The sequence below is a fragment of the Frigoribacterium sp. 2-23 genome (assembly GCF_049601585.1).
GTDB lineage: Bacteria > Actinomycetota > Actinomycetes > Actinomycetales > Microbacteriaceae > Frigoribacterium.
The window spans coordinates 2681635-2701475 of sequence record NZ_CP187126.1; the positions used below are offsets into that span (position 1 = coordinate 2681635).

General features: G+C 70.9%; 17 protein-coding genes. 14 read left to right on the forward strand and 3 right to left on the reverse strand.

The features are described from left to right. Positions 1 to 13: 13 nt before the first annotated feature. From ACPEEZ_RS12700 to ACPEEZ_RS12720, 5 genes are all read left to right on the forward strand, one after another. The gene (locus ACPEEZ_RS12700; RefSeq protein WP_423919642.1) at positions 14 to 751 is read left to right on the forward strand and encodes a gamma-glutamyl-gamma-aminobutyrate hydrolase family protein; all 738 of its coding nucleotides are present in this window, start codon (positions 14 to 16) and stop codon (positions 749 to 751) included. Positions 752 to 809: 58 nt separating this feature from the next. Further along, positions 810 to 1148, forward strand: coding sequence for a hypothetical protein (locus tag ACPEEZ_RS12705; RefSeq protein WP_423919644.1), 339 nt, complete (start codon positions 810 to 812; stop codon positions 1146 to 1148). A 121-nt stretch (positions 1149 to 1269) separates the two neighbouring features. Then, complete coding sequence (locus ACPEEZ_RS12710; protein ID WP_423919647.1) at positions 1270 to 1947, forward strand: LuxR C-terminal-related transcriptional regulator; 678 nt, start codon at positions 1270 to 1272, stop codon at positions 1945 to 1947. Further along, positions 1944 to 3143: an ATP-binding protein gene (locus ACPEEZ_RS12715; RefSeq protein WP_423919649.1), complete on the forward strand. Its 1200-nt coding sequence runs from the start codon at positions 1944 to 1946 to the stop codon at positions 3141 to 3143. The genes ACPEEZ_RS12710 and ACPEEZ_RS12715 overlap by 4 nt, the downstream gene beginning before the upstream one ends. Then, positions 3140 to 4327: a hypothetical protein gene (locus ACPEEZ_RS12720; protein WP_423919652.1), complete on the forward strand. Its 1188-nt coding sequence runs from the start codon at positions 3140 to 3142 to the stop codon at positions 4325 to 4327. The genes ACPEEZ_RS12715 and ACPEEZ_RS12720 overlap by 4 nt, the downstream gene beginning before the upstream one ends. Before the next feature lie 343 nt (positions 4328 to 4670). Here ACPEEZ_RS12720 and ACPEEZ_RS12725 read toward each other — a convergent pair whose 3' ends face one another. Both ACPEEZ_RS12725 and ACPEEZ_RS12730 read right to left on the reverse strand, forming a co-directional pair. Next, a complete protein-coding gene (locus ACPEEZ_RS12725) occupies positions 4671 to 5630 on the reverse strand; it encodes a helix-turn-helix domain-containing protein (RefSeq protein ID WP_423919655.1) in 960 nt (319 codons plus the stop codon). A gap of 126 nt (positions 5631 to 5756) precedes the next feature. Continuing rightward, positions 5757 to 7283 (reverse strand): glycoside hydrolase family 76 protein, encoded by a 1527-nt coding sequence (locus tag ACPEEZ_RS12730; RefSeq protein WP_423919658.1) that lies wholly within the window; start codon positions 7281 to 7283, stop codon positions 5757 to 5759. Positions 7284 to 7528: 245 nt separating this feature from the next. On the opposite strand from ACPEEZ_RS12730, the gene ACPEEZ_RS12735 reads away from it, so the two are divergent. The 5 genes from ACPEEZ_RS12735 to ACPEEZ_RS12755 all read left to right on the forward strand — a co-directional run bounded on the left by ACPEEZ_RS12735 (position 7529) and on the right by ACPEEZ_RS12755 (position 13353). After that, complete coding sequence (locus ACPEEZ_RS12735) at positions 7529 to 8881, forward strand: glycoside hydrolase family 125 protein (RefSeq protein ID WP_423919661.1); 1353 nt, start codon at positions 7529 to 7531, stop codon at positions 8879 to 8881. Then, complete coding sequence (locus ACPEEZ_RS12740; protein WP_423919663.1) at positions 8878 to 9957, forward strand: carbohydrate ABC transporter permease; 1080 nt, start codon at positions 8878 to 8880, stop codon at positions 9955 to 9957. The genes ACPEEZ_RS12735 and ACPEEZ_RS12740 overlap by 4 nt, the downstream gene beginning before the upstream one ends. After that, positions 9954 to 10889, forward strand: a complete 936-nt coding sequence (locus ACPEEZ_RS12745) for a carbohydrate ABC transporter permease (protein WP_423919665.1) — start codon at positions 9954 to 9956, stop codon at positions 10887 to 10889. The genes ACPEEZ_RS12740 and ACPEEZ_RS12745 overlap by 4 nt, the downstream gene beginning before the upstream one ends. 82 nt (positions 10890 to 10971) lie before the next feature. Then, complete coding sequence (locus tag ACPEEZ_RS12750; protein ID WP_423919668.1) at positions 10972 to 12225, forward strand: ABC transporter substrate-binding protein; 1254 nt, start codon at positions 10972 to 10974, stop codon at positions 12223 to 12225. 39 nt (positions 12226 to 12264) lie between these two features. After that, positions 12265 to 13353, forward strand: a complete 1089-nt coding sequence (locus ACPEEZ_RS12755) for a glycoside hydrolase family 76 protein (RefSeq protein WP_423919670.1) — start codon at positions 12265 to 12267, stop codon at positions 13351 to 13353. Positions 13354 to 13491: 138 nt separating this feature from the next. Here ACPEEZ_RS12755 and ACPEEZ_RS12760 read toward each other — a convergent pair whose 3' ends face one another. After that, positions 13492 to 14610 (reverse strand): GntR family transcriptional regulator, encoded by a 1119-nt coding sequence (locus tag ACPEEZ_RS12760; protein WP_423919673.1) that lies wholly within the window; start codon positions 14608 to 14610, stop codon positions 13492 to 13494. 210 nt (positions 14611 to 14820) lie between these two features. Between ACPEEZ_RS12760 and ACPEEZ_RS12765 the strand changes: the two genes are divergently transcribed. From ACPEEZ_RS12765 to ACPEEZ_RS12780, 4 genes are all read left to right on the forward strand, one after another. Further along, positions 14821 to 15612, forward strand: coding sequence for an SDR family oxidoreductase (locus ACPEEZ_RS12765; protein WP_423919676.1), 792 nt, complete (start codon positions 14821 to 14823; stop codon positions 15610 to 15612). A 184-nt stretch (positions 15613 to 15796) separates the two neighbouring features. Continuing rightward, positions 15797 to 16321, forward strand: a complete 525-nt coding sequence (locus tag ACPEEZ_RS12770; RefSeq protein WP_423919679.1) for an LD-carboxypeptidase — start codon at positions 15797 to 15799, stop codon at positions 16319 to 16321. 87 nt (positions 16322 to 16408) lie between these two features. Beyond that, positions 16409 to 16822, forward strand: coding sequence for a hypothetical protein (locus ACPEEZ_RS12775; protein ID WP_423919682.1), 414 nt, complete (start codon positions 16409 to 16411; stop codon positions 16820 to 16822). Between the two features lie 227 nt (positions 16823 to 17049). After that, positions 17050 to 19734 (forward strand): phosphoenolpyruvate carboxylase, encoded by a 2685-nt coding sequence (locus ACPEEZ_RS12780; protein ID WP_423919684.1) that lies wholly within the window; start codon positions 17050 to 17052, stop codon positions 19732 to 19734. Positions 19735 to 19841: the final 107 nt, after the last annotated feature.

Consider the following 19841-nt stretch of genomic DNA (forward strand, 5'->3'; position numbering starts at 1 on the left):
GCACGATCTCTGCATGCCCGACTCGCGCCTCCTGAACACCCCTCGCCTGCTGCTCGTCGACGTCAGCGACGAGGCCCGCGCCGACGCCGCCTACGGCGCCTCCCTGCGCGAGCTGAGCGCGAACGTCGCCGCGACCGCCGCCGACCTCGGCTTCGAGGTGCGCCGCGTCACGGCCGACACGGCCGGGCCCGACGGACTCGAGGAGGCGCTGGCCGACTGCGACGCCGTGCTCCTGACCGGCGGAGAGGACGTCGACCCCGAGCTCTACGGCGGCGAGGTCGACTACCCGCACCGCGAGCAGGTCTTCACCGACGCCGACCGCGCGCAGATCGCTCTCGTGACGAGCGCCGTGGAGGCACGGGTCCCGCTGATCGGCATCTGTCGCGGCATGCAGGTGGTCAACGTGGCCCTCGGCGGAGACCTCGTGCAGCACCTGCACGACGGCGGTCACGTGCGGGAGGGTCAGGCCGACTCGATGCTCGACCACGACGTCACCCTCGACGCCGGCAGCTCGCTCGCCGACGTGCTCGGCGCGACGTCGCTGAGCGTCCGCAGCTCGCACCACCAGGCCGTCGACCGACCGGGGGACGGTCTCGTGGTCGTGGCCCGCGCCTCCGACGGCACGGTCGAGGCCGTCGAGCACGAGTCGGCGCCGCTCTGGGCCGTGCAGTGGCACCCCGAAGACTCGGGCTCGACCGGCACGGTTCTGCGCGACCTGCTGACCGCGGCGCGCGAGCGCGCGCCCCGCTGACGACCCTCGGGGCGAATCGGCCATATCGCTCGCGCCCCGAGCGGTGCATCATGTCGCTATGCCCACACACGGAGGCCCCGCAGCGCCGTTCCCCGAGGGCGACGAGCCCGTGCTCGTCGTCGAGGTGCACCTGCCGATCGACGCGGACGGCGGGTCGGCCGACTCGATCGACCGCATCGAGGAGTTCCTGTCCCGGCACGCCGACCAATGGTTCGACGACGGCGAGGAGGTCGGCGACGACTTCGTCTGGCCGCTCTCCAACGGCAGCCGCGCCGAGCTGCTCGAGCTGGCGGCCGACATCGCGGCACTGCCGGGGCTGCCCGACGGCCTGTTCGCCGTGGTCACCGACTCCGACGACCTGTTCTCGGACGACGGCGACGCCATCCCCCTCCTGTGAGTCGGGGCAGGCCGGCGCGAGCCGGTGGCGCGCGCGCCGTCCGACGCTCGATCGGGGGCCGTCACCCCGAGGAGGCGCGGGTCGGCTCCGCGTTACAGTGAGAATTCCGAGAGGAGTCCGAGTGGGTGACAACGAGCCGCAGCCGTCGGCGGTGACGACCGTGCACTCCGTCGACGACCACGAGATCATGTCGCTCGCCATCGAGCAGATGCTCGCGCCGGCCGCCGACCTCGAGTTCGGCGTCGCCGCGATCACCGTCGACGGCCTCCTCGAGCGCTGCCCCGATCTGCGGGGGCACCTCGTCCTGCTCGACCTGCGACTCGGCGACGGCTCCTCGCCCCGGACGAACGCCGATCGGCTCATCGCGGCCGGAGCCGGCGTGATCGGCTTCACCTCGGGCGAGAACCCGTATCTCGTGCGTCTCGTGTCGCAGACCGAGGCCCTCGGCGTCGTCTCGAAGGCCACGTCGGCCGAGCGGCTCGTCGCGATGCTGCGCCGCGCCTCCGCCGGCGATCCGATCGTCTCGACGGAGTGGGCCGCGGCCGTCGAGTCGGACCCGCTGCTGCCCGACGCCGGGTTGAGTCCTCAGGAGCAGAACGTCCTCCGCCTGTTCGCTGCCGGCCACAAGGCGGTCACGGTCGCCGACGCGGCGGACATCGCGGTCGGCACGGTCGACGACTACGTGCGGCGCATCCGACGCAAGTACGCGATGATCGGCCGGCCCGCGGCCACGAAGGTCGATCTGTACAAGCGCGCCCTCGAAGACGGATTCCTGCCCGTGCCCGGGCAGGAGCGGTGAACGCCGCCCGACGCCGACGAGGTCTCGGGAGCGTCGACGGCACCGCCCGCGTCATCGCGCTGGCCTTCGGCCTCGGCTCGCTGATCTTCGCCGGGCTCGCGCTGCCCTCCCTCGTGACGCAGGCCCCGCTGATCGGCGAGGGCTGGACGATCGCGGCGGCCGCGGTGACCTTCGGCGCGCCGGCCGTCGTGCTCGTCGCCGGGCTCGCCCGTCGGCTCCGCCTCGTGACCATAGCCGGGCGCGTGACGACCATCGGCGTGACGCTGGCCCTGCTCACGCTGCCCCTGCTCACCGAGACGCCGTCGATGTCGGATGCCCTCGGCACCCCCTGGCTGCTCGGCGTGACGGCCATCGGCACGTCTGCGGCGGCGATGTCGTTCGGCCCCCGCGTCACGAGCGTCGTCCTCGTCGCCACCGCCGTCGCCGTGGTCCTCGACCGCATCGTCCTGCACACCGAGCCGGGCATCGAGGCGATTGCCGTGCAGGACGGGCTCTACGCGTTCTGCTTCGACCTCATCCTCGCGAGTCTCATCCTGCTCGCCCGACGATCGGCCGTCGACGTGGACGAGGCCGTCGCCTCGGCGGCCCGCGTCGCCGCCGCGGCCTCGGCGGCGCGAGCCCGCGACGAGGAGCGCGTGCGTATCTCCTCCCTCGTGCACGACCGGGTGCTCAGCACGCTGCTCGTCGCCGCGCAGGCCCCCGCCGGTCTGGCCGCGGCCGCGTCGGCGGAGGCCGAGCGCACCCTGCGCGACCTCGACCGGCTCATCACGTCGCCCGCCTCGAACTCGCCGGTGCCGGCTCGCGACCTGGCGTGGTCGCTGCAGAGCGACATGACGTCGATCGTGCCGTCGGCCGTCTTCAGCCACGAGGTCGACGCCGACGCGATGGTCGACGCCGGTCTCGCGACGGCGGTTCGTGAGGCCGCGTCGGAGGCGCTCCGCAACTCCCGCGCGCACGCCTCGGACGGCACGACACCCGTCAACCGGGCCCTGCACGTCGCGATCACGAGCGACTCGGGCACGATCTCGGTGCTGGACGACGGGCGCGGCTTCGACCCCGAGCACCTCGACGGCGACCGTCTCGGCCTGTCCCTGAGCATCCGACGACGGGTGGCCGCGCAGCAGGGTGCCGACGTGGTGGTCGTCTCCCGGCCCGGTGTCGGGACGCGCGTCGAGATCAGCTGGCGGCGACCGTGACGCGCGTCCCCGGTGCCGTCGGGCACGAGCCGTCCTCCCTCGACCGCGCGCACCTCCCCCTCCCCCGAGGCACGGCGATCGTCGTCGCCACGGTGTTCGTGGCGACGCACGTCGTGATCTCGGTCATGTCCGCCTCCGGGGCCACCGATCCGCGGCAGTGGCTCGCGCTGGCCGCCGTCGCCGTCGCCGCCGGTCTCGTCGTCGCACAGGCCCCGAGGCGTCTCGGCCGCGTGTCCGCCTGGACCGCGGTCGCCCTGACGACCCTCGTGACCCTCCTACTCGTCCTCGGGCTGTCACCGAGCCCGGGGCAGCCCGGCTTCACCGCCTGGCACCTGGGTGCCGTGTCCCTCCTGCTGTTCAGCATCGCCGTGCGCGGCAGATTCCTCGCCGCCTGCACCGGCCAGCTGCTCGTCATCGTCATCGGCATCACGTGGGGCGTCGTGGCGGCGGACGACGCCGGGCAGGGTTTCGACCTCGTCATCCGACACGTCGGCACCTTCGTGATCGGCATGGTGTTCGCGTTCGGTCTACGCCGTCTCGCCGGCGACCTCGGCCGTGCCCGCGAGGTCGAGGCCGAGCGCCGCGCCGAGGCCGTCGTGGAGCGGGCCCGGGCCGACGAGCGTCGCCACGAGACGCAACGCCTCCTCGCCGTCGCGGGGCCGGCGCTCGAGGCGATCACGCGGCAGGCCGAGTCGTCGGCCGAGCAGCGCCTGATCTACCTGACGGTCGAGGCGGCTCTGCGCGACGCGCTCCGAGGCCGCCTGCTCAGTCGTGAGCCGGTCATCGAGGAGGCGCGGCTCGCCCGCCGCCGCGGGGTCCGCGTCCTGCTGCTGGACGACTCCGGCGTGGACGCCCCGGACGACGTCGCCGACCAGGCGGCGCTGTGGGTCGCCGCGCGCCTCCGTGCCGTCCAGGGGGATTCCTTCACGGCTCGGATCACCCGGGTGAGGCCGCCTGCTGCCGGCTCCGCGCCTCCTCTCGGTGCCGAGGCGGAGGGTGGCGCAGCGGCCGCTGACGGCACAGAGGTCGTCGGGCGCGAGCTGCTCGAGCTCTCCGTGGTCGACTCGACAGGACACATGGTGATGACGCTCGATGCGGCCGGCTCGCCGGAGAGCGTCACCCTGCCGGTCGGCGGATGGGGCGCCACCCGTACCCCGTCTCGTCCCCTGAAGGGGGGCCAATGATTTACGGGGCTTGAACCATACCGAGGGGTAGGGAAGAGTCGTCCTGCGAGCCGAACGCGTGACGGTTCTCGAGCGGCCGCCCCTCACGGGGTGACGATCGAGACCGGAGGCGGCGTGGGTGCGAGTCGAGAGAGGTAACCGACCGCGCTGATCACACCGCCGGATGAGAGTCCGCACGACACGGCCGCGGGGGGAACTGGTCGCCGGAGCCAGATCCGCGGGGGGCGGATCGGCTCCGGCGACCCAGACCTGCCCCCTGCGGGGGCGCCGGGCCGAGTCTCGGCCGGTAGCGGTCAGCGGCGCAGCGGTCAGCGGTCAGCCGTCAGCGGTCAGCCGTCAGCGGTCAGCGGCGCAGCGTCTCGCTCGGCTTCTCGCCGAACTTGGCGGCGTAGGCGGCGGCGAACCGCCCGAGGTGCAGGAACCCCCACCGCGTGGCGACCTCCGACACCGTGGCGTCGTCCGGGTGCAGGTTGAGCAGTTCGGCGCGGACGTGCTCGAGGCGCAGCACCCGCAGGTACTCGGTCGGCGTCATGTCGAGTTGACGACTGAACGCCTGCTGCAGACCGCGCGGCGTCATGCCGACGGCCTCGGCGACGTCGCTCGTCGAGATGGGCAGCCGCACGTTGGCGTGCAGATACTCGACGGCTTCCCGGAGGCGCGCGTGACGCGGGTCGCGGAGGGCCGGCGCGACACCGATCGACTCGTGCGCGAACGTGTCGAGCAGTGTCAGGGCCGCGAGCCGTTTGATCTCGGCCTGCATCAGCAGCGATGGAGGTGTCGGGCCCAGCACGGTCTTGGCGACCTGCGACACCGCACGCCGCCAGCGCAGCAGCGACCGCTCGTCGGGGACGGCCTGGTGGTCGAAGTGGATCGGCCCGGCCAACACGCCCTCGTGCTCGACGGCGATCTGCTCGAGGTACCCGGCCCTGAAGTGGATGAGGTTCTGCCGGTAGTCGGCCATGTCGAAGGCGAAGACCTTGCCGGTGGGGAACATCGCCGGGCGGCCGATCTCGAACTCGACCTCGTCGGCGCCGAGGTCCATGACGCCCTCGCCCGCGGTGAGCCACGCGACGATGTACTCGTTCTGCGGCTGGATCTGACCGGCGACGGACCCGAGGAACATCGACGACCGCAGCGTCATGTCGGCATCCCCGGTGACGGTGTACCGGTACGCGAACGAGCTCTCGGTCGTGTCGGTGGCGAAGCTGTCGCCGTTGTACCCGGCTTCGTACATGGCGCGGGCCTGGTCGATGTCCCGACCGGCCATCTCGGAGCGCACCCGCGCGTCGTCTTCCGTGGTCACGGGGGAATGATGCCACGAGTCGGCGGAGACTCCGCACCCCGCCGTCGCCCCCAACCCCGCTGCGGAGCACGAACCCCGTTCGACAGGGGTTCATGCTCCGCACCGGGGTTCTCCGCGGGGCGGGCGCTACAGCGCGAGCGCCAGCCGGTCGAGGTTGAGGTAGTTCGCGTCGCCGGCGCCGTACGACAGCGTGATCGTGTTGTGACCCGGCACGAGGGTGACCGTGGTCGACACGTCGGTCCAGGCGTCCCAGGCGGAGGTCCCCGCGAAGGCGACCGGCGTCGGTGCGGCACCGTTCACGGCGAGCAAGCGCGTCGCCGCACCGGCCCCCGCCGCGTAGCGCAGGTCGACGGCGTAGGTGCCGCCGTCGACGACGTTGACGTCGAACGTGACACTCGTCCCGCTCGCGTTCCAGCCCGCGAGATAACCGCGCCCGCTGCGCCCCGCCGCCGTGCTCTCGGAGTCGACGCCCGACCGCAGCGCGTTCTCGGCCTCGTACACGCCGGAGCCCTCGACGACACCGGTGTACCCGTCGGGCGACGCCTGCTGCAGGATCGCCACGGTCGCGGCCGCCGCCAGACTCTGCAGCGGGGTGGTCGACGACTCAGGGGTGGGGGCCGACCAGTCGTAGCCGCCGATGCCCGCGCCGTCGACATGGTTCGCCGCCTGCGTCGCATTGGCCGTCAGGAACGCCTCGTACTGCGTCTGCCCCGCCTGATCGATCAGCGCACGGATGTTGCGGGTCAGGATCGCCTTGAAGCCTCCCGTGTCGTCGACGCCCTCCCGGAGCAGCGTGCCCGACGACGTGAGGTTGTCGACGGCCCAGTCGACCACCTGGGTGGCATCCGTCAGGTACGCCGGCGAGCCGCTGTCGAGGTAGAGCTCGAGGGCGGCCCCGGCGAAGTTCCCCTGGTTGTAGGTCCAGTCCCAGTCCTTGTACTCGTTGTTCCCCGAGACGTGGTCGCGCAGGTGTCCTGCATTGTCGAAGTTCGTGTCGAGCCAGCCGAAGAGCCGCAGGGCCGTCGTCCGGTACTCCTGATCCCCCGTCGCCGCGTAGAGGCGCATGGCCGTGTAGACGGCCGTCGCGTTCGTGGCGACGTTCTTCTCGTTGCGCGAGCCGTCGCCGACGTCGACGTTCTTCCACCAGATGCCGCCGCCGTAGGTCGTGTCCTCGTAGGGCGCGATGAACGCGAACATCTCCTGCGCCGACGCCAGGTAGCGCGCCTCGCCGGTCAGCTCGTACGCCCGGATGCTGCCGCGGGCCCACCAGCCGATGTCGTCGTTCCAGTCGTTCTCGCGGAAGTCGGGGTACTGCGCCTGGAACCCGTCGAACACGTCGTCGATCATCGCCCGCGAGGTCGCGTCGCCGGTGCGCTCGTAGCGGTCCATCACCGTCTCCCAGAGCTGCGCCTCCCACCAGTAGTCGGTGTAGAGACCGCCCTGCGGCCCGTGCGCGTGCCCCGCGTGCACCTGGTGGTCGCTGTACGTGAAGAAGTAGTCGGCCGCGTCGTCCCAGTAGACGTCGACGAAGTCGTCGAACGCGCGCGTGGCCTGGTCGGCGGTGAAGGCGGCCGCCGGCTCGGGCGCCTGGAGCGGCACCGCGAGCGCGAGGCCCGCGATCGCCGCGACGGCGAGCAGGTGTTTCCGGGTCATCGTTCCTCCTTGAACGCAAAAAGTATATTGATTTGCGAGTATGACCCCGGCCTCCATCAGCGTCAATGCCTGCTCGCAAAGTCGCCATAAAGCCGAGCAATCAAGGAGGCGCGAGTCGCTTTGGCGAGTCCGATTCACGATCGTGACCAAAAAAGACTTGCTTGAGCATATTCAACATGCACAATAGGAAGACGGCGACGCGGCCTCGAACGGAGGGCGCGAGCCTTCTCGACGAGGAGAACGCAGTGAGCCCAACCCCCGACCGTTCGCGGACGACCGCCCCGTGGATCACCGATCTGGTCCGCTCCGCCACGACCGCCGTCGCCGAGCGCACCGACGACCGGGTGGCCGCCGTGTTCGCCCGCTGCTTCGCGGACACGCTCGAGTCGACCATGACGCCACTCGACGACGGCACCGTGTTCGTGCTCACCGGTGACATCCCGGCCATGTGGCTCCGCGACTCGAGCACGCAGCTCACCCCGTACCTCCACTTCGCCGACTCGTCTCCCGAGCTCGCCGACCTGCTCGTCGCGATCAACCGTCGGCAACTCGACGACCTCGCCCACGACCCGTACGCGAACGCGTTCAACTCGGGACCGACGGGTGCAGGCCACCAGGGCGATGCGACGGACTCGTCACCGCGCATCTGGGAGCGCAAGTACGAGATCGACTCGCTGTGCTACCCGCTGCGACTCGCGAGCGACATCCATCGGGCGACCGGCCGCACCGACCACCTCGACGGGCGCTACGTCGGCGCCGTGCGGCGGGTGCTCGACCTCTGGCGCGTGGAGCAGGATCACGAGAACCGGTCGCCGTACCGGTTCGAGCGCCACGACGGCCCGTCGACCGACACCCTCGTCCGCGAGGGGCGTGGCTCGCTCACGGCGCCCACCGGCCTGTCCTGGTCGGCCTTCCGCCCGAGCGACGACGCCTGCGTCCTCGGCTACAACGTGCCCGGAAACGCGTTCGCCGCGACCGTGCTCGCCGACGTCGAGCGGATCGCGACCGAGGTGCTGCTCGACGGCGGCCTCGCAGCCGAGGCGGCGGCGCTCCGCGGCGAGATCGAACGCGGCATCCGCGAGCACGCCGTCGTCGCGACGCCGTCGCACGGCGACGTCTACGCCTACGAGGTCGACGGCCTCGGCGGCCGGCTGCTGATGGACGACGCCAACGTGCCGAGCCTGCTGTCCCTGCCGCTGCTCGGCTTCTGCGGGCCCGACGACCCGCTGTACCTCGCCACCCGTGCGTTCGTCCTGAGTTCGCACAATCCCACGTACTCGATCGGGTCGGCGGCGCGGGGCGTCGGCAGCCCGCACACGCCCGACGACCACATCTGGCCGATCGCGCTGGCGGTCGAGGGCCTCACGAGCACCGACCCCGACGAGAAGCACCGCCTGCTCGCGACCCTCCTGTCGACGGACGCCGGGACGTCGGCCATGCACGAGTCGTTCCACAAGGACGATCCGGACGTCTTCACCCGGCCCTGGTTCTCATGGGCGAATGCGATGTTCTGCGAGTTGGTCCTGGACGTCGCCGGGCTCCGCACGGTCCGCCGCGAGGCGCTCCCCGCCGCGACGGCCCTCGGAGGCACACGATGACCACGACCTCGACCGCCCCGCCGTCGCTGCCTCAGGGCGCGCTGCCGAGCGATGTCGTCGACTCGCCCGGTGCCGCCGGGGGCCGACGCGACACGCGCCTCCTCGGTGGATCGGGCAAGCGACCGCCGCACCCGACGGCGCGACAGATGCGCTGGAACGCCTGGCTCTTCCTGGCGGTGCCGCTGGCCCTCTTCGCGGTCTTCATGCTGCTGCCGGTGGTCATCGCCGGGGTGATCAGCTTCACCGACTACGCGATCGTCGGCGAGACGGCGTGGGTCGGCCTCGACAACTACGCGCGGATCTTCCAGGACGCGTTCTTCTGGATCGCCCTGCGGAACACCGCCTACTACACGCTGCTCTACGTGCCCCTCGGGCTCGTCATCGCGCTGGGCGCCGCCGTGCTGCTCAACCGGGGCCGACGAGCGGTGCGGTTGTTCAGGACGCTGTTCTACATCCCCGTCGTCTCGTCCACCGTCGCGACCGCGACGATCTGGTACTGGCTGCTCAACCCGCAGAAGGGGCTGCTCAACATGGCCCTCGGCTGGTTCGGCATCGACGGGCCGGCCTGGCTGTACGACTCGCAATGGGCGATGCCGGCCATCGTGCTGATGAGCGTCTGGGCCGGGTTCGGCGCCAACATGATCATCTTCCTCGGCGGCCTGCAGGGCGTGCCGGGCGACCTCTACGAGGCGGCCAGGCTCGACGGCGCGAACGCGTGGCAGCAATTCAGGTACGTGACGCTGCCGTCACTGTCGCGCACGACCTTCCTCGTGTCGACGCTGCTCATCATCGGGGCGTTCCAGGTCTTCGACCAGGCCTACGTGCTCACGAAGGGCGGGCCCGGCAACTCGACGGTCACGATGGTCTACTACATCTACAACAAGGGCTTCGGAGCCCTCGAGATGGGCTACGCCTCCGCCCTCTCGTTCGTGCTGTTCGTGATCATCCTGACGTTCTCGCTCGCCAACGCACGCTTGAGCAGACCACGCTCCGACGGCGGGGAGCGCCGGCCCCGCCGGTCGCGCCCGGCCCGCCGGACGAACCGCCGCGAGCTCGGGGCGGTGAGCGCACGATGACCGCGCTCACGAGGCCCGGCCGGGTCCGCGACGCGGCGGCTCCTGCCGTTCCGACGCGCCGCCCTCGCAGCCGCCGCTCCATCGTCGGGGCCGCCGTCTGGTACGTCGCCGTCGTCGTGCTCAGCGTCATCACGATCGCTCCCCTGGTCTGGACCCTGTCGACGTCGCTCAAGCCGGCGTCCGAGATCCTCGCCGGGGCGCTGAACCTCATCCCGTCGAGCCCGACCATCGAGAACTACCTGTCGGTGTTCGAGGACGTGCCGTTCGGTCGCTACTTCGTCAACTCGCTGGCGCTCGGCGTCGGCGGCGCGATCACGAACGTGTTCTTCGGCAGCCTCGGCGGGTACGCCCTCGCGAAGCTGAAGTTCCGCGGGCGCAACGGCGTGTTCGCCCTGTTCATCTCGTCGCTGATGATCCCGGGCATCGTCACGATGATCCCGACCTTCCTGATCCTCCGCGGGTTCCCGCTGTTCGGCGGCAACGACGTCCTCGGACAGGGTGGGCTCGGGCTGCTCAACACGTACGCGGCCGTGATCGTGCCGGGCGCGGCCGGTGCCTTCGCGGTGTTCTTCATGAAGCAGTTCTTCGAGACGCTGCCCGAGGAGATCGGCGAGGCCGCCCGGATCGACGGCGCGAGCGAGTTCCGCATCTTCGCGCAAATCTACCTGCCGCTGGCGAAGGCCGGCATGGCCGTGCTCGCGATCCTGAGCTTCCAGGCGGGGTGGAACAACTTCCTCTGGCCGCTCATCGTCCTGAACAACCCCGACCTGATGACGGTCCAGGTGGGGCTGTCCTCCTTCGTCAACAACTACGAGACGAGCTACGGCCCCCTGATGGCCGGGACGGTGGTCGCGAGCCTGCCCGTCCTGATCATCTTCATCGTCGCCCAGCGCTACATCATCGAGGGCGTCGCGCACGTGGGGGGCAAATGACCGACCGTCACCGGCTCGCGGTCGCCGACCCGAGCCTCCTGAATCCGACACCGCACCACCCGACACATCGAGGAGACATTCAATGAAGAAGATCGCCACCACCATCGCCGGGATCGCCCTGGCCACCGCGAGCGTCGTCGCGCTCTCGGGTTGCGGATCGAGCGGAGGAGGCGCGTCGAACGGCGCCGAGAAGGTCGTCATGTGGGGCTCGTGGTCGGGCGATCAGGTCGGCCAGCTCCAGGAGCAGGCCGACGCGTTCAACGCGTCGCAGGACGAGTACGAGGTGTCGTACGTCGCGCAGGAGCTCGTCGAGGAGAAACTGCTGACGGCGCTGGCCGGCGGCGAGGTGCCCGACGTCGTCCTGTGGGACCGCTACGCGACCTCGCTCTACGCCCCGAAGGGCGCGCTGACGCCCATCGACGACTACGTCTCGAAGGACTCCATCGACCTCGACGCGTTCTACCAGCCCGCCGTCGGCGAGATGAAGGTCGACGACCAGCTGTACGGCCTGCCGTTGCTCGTCGACAACCGCTCGATCTTCTACAACAAGACGCAGCTGGCCGAGGCGGGGCTGACGCCCCCGACGACCTGGGACGAGCTCAAGACCGACGCGATCGCGCTCACGCAGAAGAACGGCGGCAAGCTGAGCCGTGCGGGCTTCGACCTCAGCGACCCGGGCCTGTTCAACCAGTACCTCGCCCAAGCGGGCGGCTCGCTGCTCAACGCCGACGAGACGAAGACGGCCTTCAACAGCCCCGAGGGCCTCGAGGTGCTCGACTTCTGGAAGAGCCTGATGGACGCCGGCGTCTACACCCAGGGCTTCGGCGACGGGGCGACCCCGTTCGCCGAGGGCACCATGTCGATGACGTACGACGGCCCCTGGGCGCTGAGCACGCTCGACAAGGTCGACGGGCTGGACTACGGCGTGACTCCTCCGGTCGCGGGGCCGAACGGCGACAAGGGCGCGTACATGGGCGGCTTCGGCCTCGTCATCCCAAAGGGCGCCAAGCACGCCGACGGCGCGTGGGAATTCATGAAGTGGTGGGCGACGCAGCCCGAGAACGGCGTGAACTTCGGCAAGATCGCCGGTTGGATCCCGGCCAACATCGAGGCGGCCAACGACCCGTACTTCACCGAGGACCCGCACTACGCCGCCTTCATCGAGACGCTCGAGTACGCCAAGGTCCGCCCGAGCGTGAAGGGCTTCTCGGATGTCGAGGGCAAGGCCCTGATCCCCGCGCTCGAGCAGTTCCTCGGCGGTGAGCTGTCGGCGAAGCAGGCACTCGACCAGGCGCAGAAGCAGGGCGACCAGATTCTCGCCGAACAGCGCGGCTGACCCGCCTGAACACTCACCCACCCCTTCGAACGGAGCACGATGAACAGCAGCACCCTCGCCGACAGCACGGCGACCGCCCTCGACTGGTCGGCCCGGGCCGACGTCGCCCAGCGCAGTCTCGACCACTGGTTCGGCGCCGCCTGGCCGCAGTACCTCGAGAACAGTCACCCCGCCGGGACGGGCACACCCGAGACGTTCAACTACTGGTGGCTCGCGCACGTGCTCGACGCACGACTCGACGCCTACGAGCGGACGGGCGACGTCGGCTGGCGCGATCAGGCCGAGGAGACGTACCGCAACATCGTCGAGCGCAACGACGGTCAGCTCTTCAACGACTACTTCGACGACATGCTCTGGTTCGCCCTCGCGATCGTCCGTCTGCACCACGCGACCGGGCGCACGTCGTACCTCGACGACGCGCTCGCGATCTGGGACCACGTCGTCGCCGAGGGGTGGAACGACACCGGCGGCGAGAGCCTCGCCTGGCGCAAGCAGTCGCTGGCCTACAAGAACACGCCGGCGAACGGTCCCTTCGTGATCCTGTCGTTGCGACTGGAGCGAGAGACCCCCGGAGGCACGCGCGGGTTCCGCAGGTATGCCACGACCGCGCTCGCCTGGCTCGAGAGCACGTTGGTCGGGCCGGACGGGTTCGTCGAGGACGGTGTCAACCGCGAGGGTGACGGGCGGGTCGACACGCAGTGGCGGTTCACGTACAACCAGGGGCTCTACATCGGTGCCGCCGTCGAGTACGCCCGCACGACGGGCGACCGTTCGTGGCTCGACAAGGCCGTCCGGACGGCGCGCGTCGCGATCGACGAGCTCAGCGACGGGTCCGTCTTCCGAGACGAGGGCGACGGCGGCGACGAGGGCCTGTTCAAGGGGGTGTACTACCGCTATCTGGCCGAGCTCACGGCCGAACTGCCCGAGGCCGAGCGCGCGGAGTTCGACGACTTCGTGCGGCGCGGCACCGACCTGCTGTGGCGGACGGCCTTCGACGGCGAATGGCTGCGACCCGGCAACGACTGGTCGCGCGAGGCGGACGAGTCGATCCCGTACTCGACCCAGGTGAGCGCGATCATGGCGATCGAGCAGCGGGCACGCCTGGAGGAGCGGGGCGGTCGAGGCTGACACGGACGACCCGACCCGGGTGACCTGAAGCGGACGACGGGGTGGGTGCCGAGGCGCCCACCCCGTCGACGTGCGCGGAGGGGCGGACGCACGCCGCGCCTCCTGAGTTCGCCGCCGCCGGCGGCCCGACGCCGCGCGTCAGGCCGAGCGGAGCGTCGCCGGCGGCGGGGCGGTCGATGCGCCCTCAACCAACTCGGTCGGCAGAAGCACCCGGTCGATCGTGCCGGGCGAGGCGATCTGCGCCCGCACGGCCTCGATGGCGCGCTGGCCGATGACCGTCTGCTGTTGCCGCACATGGGTGAACCGGAACAGGCCGGTGTCGAACGCCGCGTCCGGGTGGTCGAAGCAGACCACCGACACGTCGTCCGGAATAGCCAGCCCGAGGCGACGGCACGCCTCGCGCAGCAGCAGGGCGATGTTGTACTCCGACGTCAGGTACGCCGTGATGTGCGGGTGGGCGGTCACGAAGTCCTGCAGCCGCTCGACGTCGTCCTCCATGCTCGTCGTGCTGCCGGGGATGGTCGAGGCGAGGGTCCGCAGTTCGGCCGTCTCGTCGAGGGTGTGCCGATAGGCGGCATGGGCGTGCACCCAGCCGTTGCGGCGCTCCTCGCTGGAGGTGACATGACTCGCCGCACTCACGAACGCGACGGTCTGGTGGCCGAGCTCGAAGAGGTGCCCGGTCGCCTGCATGGCCCCCGCGAGGTTGTCCGAGCGCACGGCCGAGACGGGGATGCCGTCGAACACCCGGTCGAGGATCACGAGCGGGAAGTGCTTCGTGACGAGCTCGAGGGCGGCCGGCGGGATGAACTCGGAGGAGCTCGGCTGCAGCACGAGCCCCGACACCCCCGACTCGATGAGCGACCGGATACTGGCGTCCTCGAGGTCGTGATCGCCCATGGACCGCATCAGGATGACGGGCTCGTCGACACCGGCTCCCGAGAGCAGCCCCTCGACGACGCGGCCGCCGAACGTGTCGTCGAAGTTCGTCACGACGCAGCCGATCAGGGGCCGGCGGGGTGCTGGGGCCGGCGCGGTCGACGCGTCGTCGGGGGTCGAGCTGGTCACGAAGGTGCCGAGCCGAGGGCGGCGCACGATGAACCCGTCGGTGCGCAGGAGGTCGAGCGCACGTTTGACGGTGATCGCGCTGACCGAGTACTCGGCCGACAGCTCCGCCTCGGACGGCAGCTTGTCGCCGACGGCATAGGTGCCGCCGACGATGCGACCGCGCAGTGCGTCGTAGACCTGGCGATAGAGCACGGCGCCTCCGTCGGGTGCTGGGGCCGCGGGGAGCGGCCGGCGAAAGAATATATTCAATCTACAGGCCTTCTCGGCTCCGATGCGGGAGCCGAGCCGCGCCTCCTAGGCGACAGGTGTAGTCTTAATGGGGACTCCATGCGAATACATGGAGTCTGGACTCGCCGCCCCGAACGAGCTCCGAGCCCTTCATCGTCGAAGTCAGGAGACCCCATGACCAGCACCGCCCGCTTCACCGACAAGGTCGTCCTCATCACCGGCGGAGGCTCCGGTCTCGGCCGTGCGACCGCGATCCGCCTCGCCTCCGAGGGGGCGAAGCTGTCGCTCGTCGACGTGTCCGAGCAGGGCCTCGCCGACACGGTCGCCGCCGTCACGGAGTCGACGCCCGACGCCGAGATCCTCACCGTCATCGCCGACGTGTCGAAAAAACAGGACGTCGAGAACTACGTCGCGAAGACCCTCGAGCGCTTCGGCTCGATCGACGGCTTCTTCAACAACGCCGGCATCGAGGGCCGCCAGAACCTGACGCAGGACTTCACGGTCGACGAGTTCGACAAGGTCGTCGCGATCAACCTGCGCGGCGTCTTCCTCGGACTCGAGAAGGTGCTGGCCGTGATGCGCGAGCAGGGCTCCGGCATGGTCGTCAACACGGCGAGCGTCGGCGGCATCACCGCCGTCGGCAACCAGTCGGGCTACGCGGCCGCCAAGCACGGCGTCGTCGGCCTGACGCGCAACTCGGGCATCGAGTACGCGCAGTTCGGCATCCGCATCAACGCGATCGCCCCCGGCGCCATCTGGACGCCGATGGTCGAGAACTCCATGAAGCAGATCGACGCCGAGAACCCGCGCCGCGCCGCCGAGGAGTTCATCCAGGGCAACCCGACGAAGCGCTACGGCGAGGCTCCCGAGATCGCGTCGGTCGTCGCGTTCCTGCTGTCGGACGACGCCGCGTACGTCAACGCCGTCGTGCTGCCGATCGACGGCGGGCAGTCGATCAAGTACTGAACGCGGCCGGGTCGGCGGCCCTCCTGCGCTGCCGACCCGCGCCTCCTGCGGTCTCGCGCGGCGGCGGCGGAACCTCGTTCTGATCGACGCACCTCGTTCTAGCGAGGTTCATCGATCAGAACGAGGTTCGCGGCACGGCACGGGAGGTTCCGGGCGCTGCGCACCCGGTTGCTAGCGTCGCAGAATGGCCGACATCCGATACCCCGCCCCGCTCATGCCGGGGTCCCGCATCGAGGTGCCCGCGCCCTCGATGGGCGTCCCCGACGAGTTGCAGCCGCGACTTCAGGAGGCGCGGGCCGCGTTGGTCGCACAGGATTACGACCTGCATCTACGCGAGCATGTTTCGCGGGGCGGACTCGTCCCGGCGAGCGCCGCCGAGCGTGCCGCCGACCTTCAGGCCGCCTTCGTCTCGCGCCCCGGAGCCGTCCTGCCGCCCTGGGGTGGCGAGCTCGCGATCGAGCTCGTCGACCGGCTCGACTGGCCGGCGATCGCCGAGGCCGGGTCGTGGTTCGTCGGCTGGTCGGACATCTCGACACTCCTGCTGCCGCTCACGCTGACGACCGGGCTCGCGACGATGCACGGGGCGAACCTGATGGACGAGCCGTGGGAGCTGCCGACCGAGTTCTGGCGCTGGACGCAGGTCGCCGCGCTGCACGAGGGCGAGTCGTTCAGTCAGGAGGCCGCGCCGTTCCGCCGATCACGCCCCTAGGGTGCGTGGGAGGATGAACCGCTCGACCGCCAGACGGCCTACGAGCAGCCGACCTCGTGGCGCTCGCTCGACGGACGCGATGTCGAGATGTCAGGAAGACTGATCGGCGGCTGCCTCGAGACGGTGTCGCTGCTCGCGGGCACGCCGTTCGGCGACGTCCCGGGATTCGCGGCGCGACACGCGCCCGAGGGGCTGATCGTCTACCTCGAAGCAGCCGAGTCGGGGCCCGTCGCCGTGGCGCGCCTCCTGACGTCCCTGCGCCTGGCCGGGTGGTTCGACCACGCGACGGGGGTATTGCTCGGCCGACCGGGTGCACCGGACGCGCCTGAGTTGTCGCACGACGACGCCGCGCGGCTCGCACTCGACGACCTCGACATCCCCGTGATCGTCGACGTCGACACGGGGCACCAGCCGCCGCAGCTGCCGCTCGTGAACGGGGCGCTGGCCGAGGTCGCACTGCGGGGCGGGCACGGCACGATCACGCAACGTCTCGTGCCGTAGCCGCACCGTCCTGCGTTGCCAACCCGCGCTCCTGCGGTCTCGCGGGGCGGCGGAACCTCGTTCTGGCCAACGCACCTCGTTACAGCGAGGTTCATTGGCCAGAACGAGGTTCGCGGCACGGCACGGGAGGTTCGGGGCGCTGCGCGGCAGGCACGCGCGGCGACACCGGGAGGCGCGCGCGGGCGACACCGTGCGCAACACTCCCCCGCGTGGTCGAAGATGGTCTCGTGACCGACTTCGAGACCTCCCGAACCTCACCCGACGGCCAGCCCACCCGCGCGCGCGACGGCCAGACCCGCACCGCCGTCAGTGGCGCGGTCGACACCGATCTGCGCTCCGACGTGCGGTTCCTCGGCAGCCTGCTCGGCCGCGTGCTGACCGAGGCGGTCGGCCCCGACCTGCTCGCCGACGTCGAGTCGCTACGCGCCGCCGTCATCGCGGCGTACGAAGGAGGCGGCGACGAGGTCCAGAAGTCGCGCGCGATCGTCGAGGCGTTCGATCACGACCGCGCCGAGCAGGTCGCCCGGGCGTTCACCGTGTACTTCCACCTCAGCAACCTCGCGGAGGAGCACCACCGCGTCCGCGTGCTCCGGCGTCGCGGCGGCGGCACGGACGGCCTCACCGCCACCGTGTCCCGACTCGCCGACGAGCTCGGCCCCGACGAGGCCGCGCGCCGCCTCGCCGACCTGAGGTTCCACCCCGTCTTCACGGCGCACCCGACCGAGGCCCGCCGCCGTGCCGTGGCGTCGACGATCCGCCGCATCAGCGACCTGCTCGATGAACGCGACCAGGCGCTCAACCCGGTGACGCTCGCAGAGAGCGAGCGGCGCCTCCTCGAGGACATCGACACGCTGTGGCGCACGTCGCCGATCCGTACGACGCGTCCGACGCCGCTGGACGAGGTCCGCACGGCGATGAACGTCTTCGACCAGACCCTGTTCGAGGTCGTGCCGCAGGTCTACCGCCTGCTCGACGACGGGCTGCACGGTGACACGGCCGGCCGCGAGCCCGCCGCGGCCCCCGCGTTCATGAAGCTCAGCAGCTGGATCGGCGGCGATCGCGACGGCAACCCGCACGTCACCGCCGAGGTCACCGCCGCTGCTGCCGAGATCGCGGCCGAGCACGTCCTGATCGGTCTGCAGCGCGCGACGACCCGCATCGGCAGCACGCTCACCCTCGACGAGAACGACACCCCGGCCGACCCCGACCTCGTCGCCCTCGCCGCCCGCCAGAAGGAGCTCGACGCCGACGCCGCCTCCCGCATCGGCATCCGCTCGCCGAACGAGAGCCACCGTCGCGTGCTGCTCTTCGTCGCGGCCCGGCTCGATGCGACGCGACGGGCCGACGGGGCGCCCGAGTCCCCTCTCGCCTACACCGACCCGGCCGAGCTGCTCGTCGAGCTGCGGGTCGTGCAGGCGTCGCTCCGGTCGGCCGGTGCGCACCGGGCCGCGAACGGCGAACTGCAGAACCTGATCTGGCAGGTCGAGACGTTCGGGTTCCACCTAGCCGAGCTCGAGGTGCGCCAGCACTCGCAGGTGCACCGCACCGCCCTGGCGGAGGCGCGGGCCGGCGGCGACCTCGGTGAGATGACCGTCGAGGTGCTCGACGTGTTCCGCACCATCGCCGACATCCAGCGTCGTCGCGGGGTGATCGCCGCCTCCCGCTACATCGTGTCGTTCACGCAGTCGTCCGCCGACCTCGCGAACGTCTACGAGCTCGCCGAGATCGCGCTCGGCTCGGCCGAGGCCGCGCCGGTGCTCGACGTGATCCCGCTGTTCGAGACGTTCGCCGACCTCGAGGCGTCGACCCGCATCCTCGAGGAGGCGCTGCAGACGGAGGCCGTGCAGCGTCGCCTCGCCCAGACGGGCCGCAAGCTCGAGGTCATGCTCGGCTACTCCGACTCGTCGAAGGACGTCGGCCCGGTGTCGGCGACCCTCGCCCTGTTCGACGCCCAGTCGCGCATCGCGCAGTGGGCGCGCGACAACGACATCGAGCTGACCCTCTTCCACGGTCGCGGCGGCGCGATGGGCCGCGGCGGCGGGCCGGCCAACCAGGCCGTGCTGGCCCAGCCCCGGGGCTCGGTCGAGAACCGCTTCAAGCTGACCGAGCAGGGCGAGGTGATCTTCGCGCACTACGGCAACCAGACGATCGCCGCACGGCACATCGAGCAGATGGCGGCCGCGGCCTTGCAGGCGTCGGCGCCCTCGACGGAGAACCGCAACGAGGAGGCGGCGGCCCGGTTCGCCCCGCTCGCCGCGCAGATGGACACCGCGTCCCGCGACGCGTTCTTCGGTCTCGTCAAGGCGGAGGGGTTCGCGCAGTGGTTCGCCACCGTGACCCCGATGGAGGAGGTCGGCCTGCTCGCCCTCGGTTCCCGCCCCGCGCGGCGCGGCCTCTCGGTCGAGTCGCTCGAAGACCTGCGGGCGATCCCGTGGGTGTTCGCGTGGACCCAGGCCCGCATCAACCTCGCCGGCTGGTACGGCCTGGGCTCCGCGCTCGAGGCGATCGGCGACGTCGACGTGCTGCGCGACGCGTACGCGAACTGGCCGCTGTTCAGCACCATGATCGACAACGTCGAGCTGTCGCTGGCGAAGACCGACCGCAACATCGCCCGCGAGTACCTCGGTCTCGCCGAACGCACCGACCTGGCCGAGCGCCTGCTCGACGAGATGGACCGCACCCGCGAGTGGGTGCTGGCGACGAGCGGACACAGCGACGTGCTCGAAGGGCGACCCGTCCTGAGTCGCGCGGTGCGCCTCCGGAGCCCCTACGTCGACGCGCTCTCGCTGCTGCAGCTGCGCGCGCTCCGCGGCATCCGCCGGTCGGTCGAGAAGGACCCGGCCGACGCCGACCACCGCCTGCTGCTGCTCGCCGTCAACGGGATCGCCGCCGGCCTGCAGAACACCGGCTGAGCCGGGCTGCGGCCGCCGGTCTCGCCGAGAACCCCGGTGCGGAAGATGCACCCCGTTCGAAAGGGGGTGCATCTTCCGCACCGGGGTTCTTCGCGTCGACGGCGCGG

What these genes read in the sequence shown, in the direction of transcription:
- ACPEEZ_RS12705 (WP_423919644.1), top strand. Translation starts at nt 810, where the DNA reads ATGCCCACACACGGAGGCCCCGCAGCGCCGTTCCCCGAGGGCGACGAG.
- ACPEEZ_RS12775 (WP_423919682.1), top strand. Translation starts at nt 16,409, where the DNA reads ATGTCAGGAAGACTGATCGGCGGCTGCCTCGAGACGGTGTCGCTGCTC.
- ACPEEZ_RS12745 (WP_423919665.1), top strand. Translation starts at nt 9,954, where the DNA reads ATGACCGCGCTCACGAGGCCCGGCCGGGTCCGCGACGCGGCGGCTCCT.
- ACPEEZ_RS12750 (WP_423919668.1), top strand. Translation starts at nt 10,972, where the DNA reads ATGAAGAAGATCGCCACCACCATCGCCGGGATCGCCCTGGCCACCGCG.
- ACPEEZ_RS12700 (WP_423919642.1), top strand. Translation starts at nt 14, where the DNA reads ATGCCCGACTCGCGCCTCCTGAACACCCCTCGCCTGCTGCTCGTCGAC.
- ACPEEZ_RS12730 (WP_423919658.1), bottom strand. Translation starts at nt 7,283, where the DNA reads ATGACCCGGAAACACCTGCTCGCCGTCGCGGCGATCGCGGGCCTCGCG.
- ACPEEZ_RS12770 (WP_423919679.1), top strand. Translation starts at nt 15,797, where the DNA reads ATGGCCGACATCCGATACCCCGCCCCGCTCATGCCGGGGTCCCGCATC.
- ACPEEZ_RS12755 (WP_423919670.1), top strand. Translation starts at nt 12,265, where the DNA reads ATGAACAGCAGCACCCTCGCCGACAGCACGGCGACCGCCCTCGACTGG.
- ACPEEZ_RS12765 (WP_423919676.1), top strand. Translation starts at nt 14,821, where the DNA reads ATGACCAGCACCGCCCGCTTCACCGACAAGGTCGTCCTCATCACCGGC.
- ACPEEZ_RS12740 (WP_423919663.1), top strand. Translation starts at nt 8,878, where the DNA reads ATGACCACGACCTCGACCGCCCCGCCGTCGCTGCCTCAGGGCGCGCTG.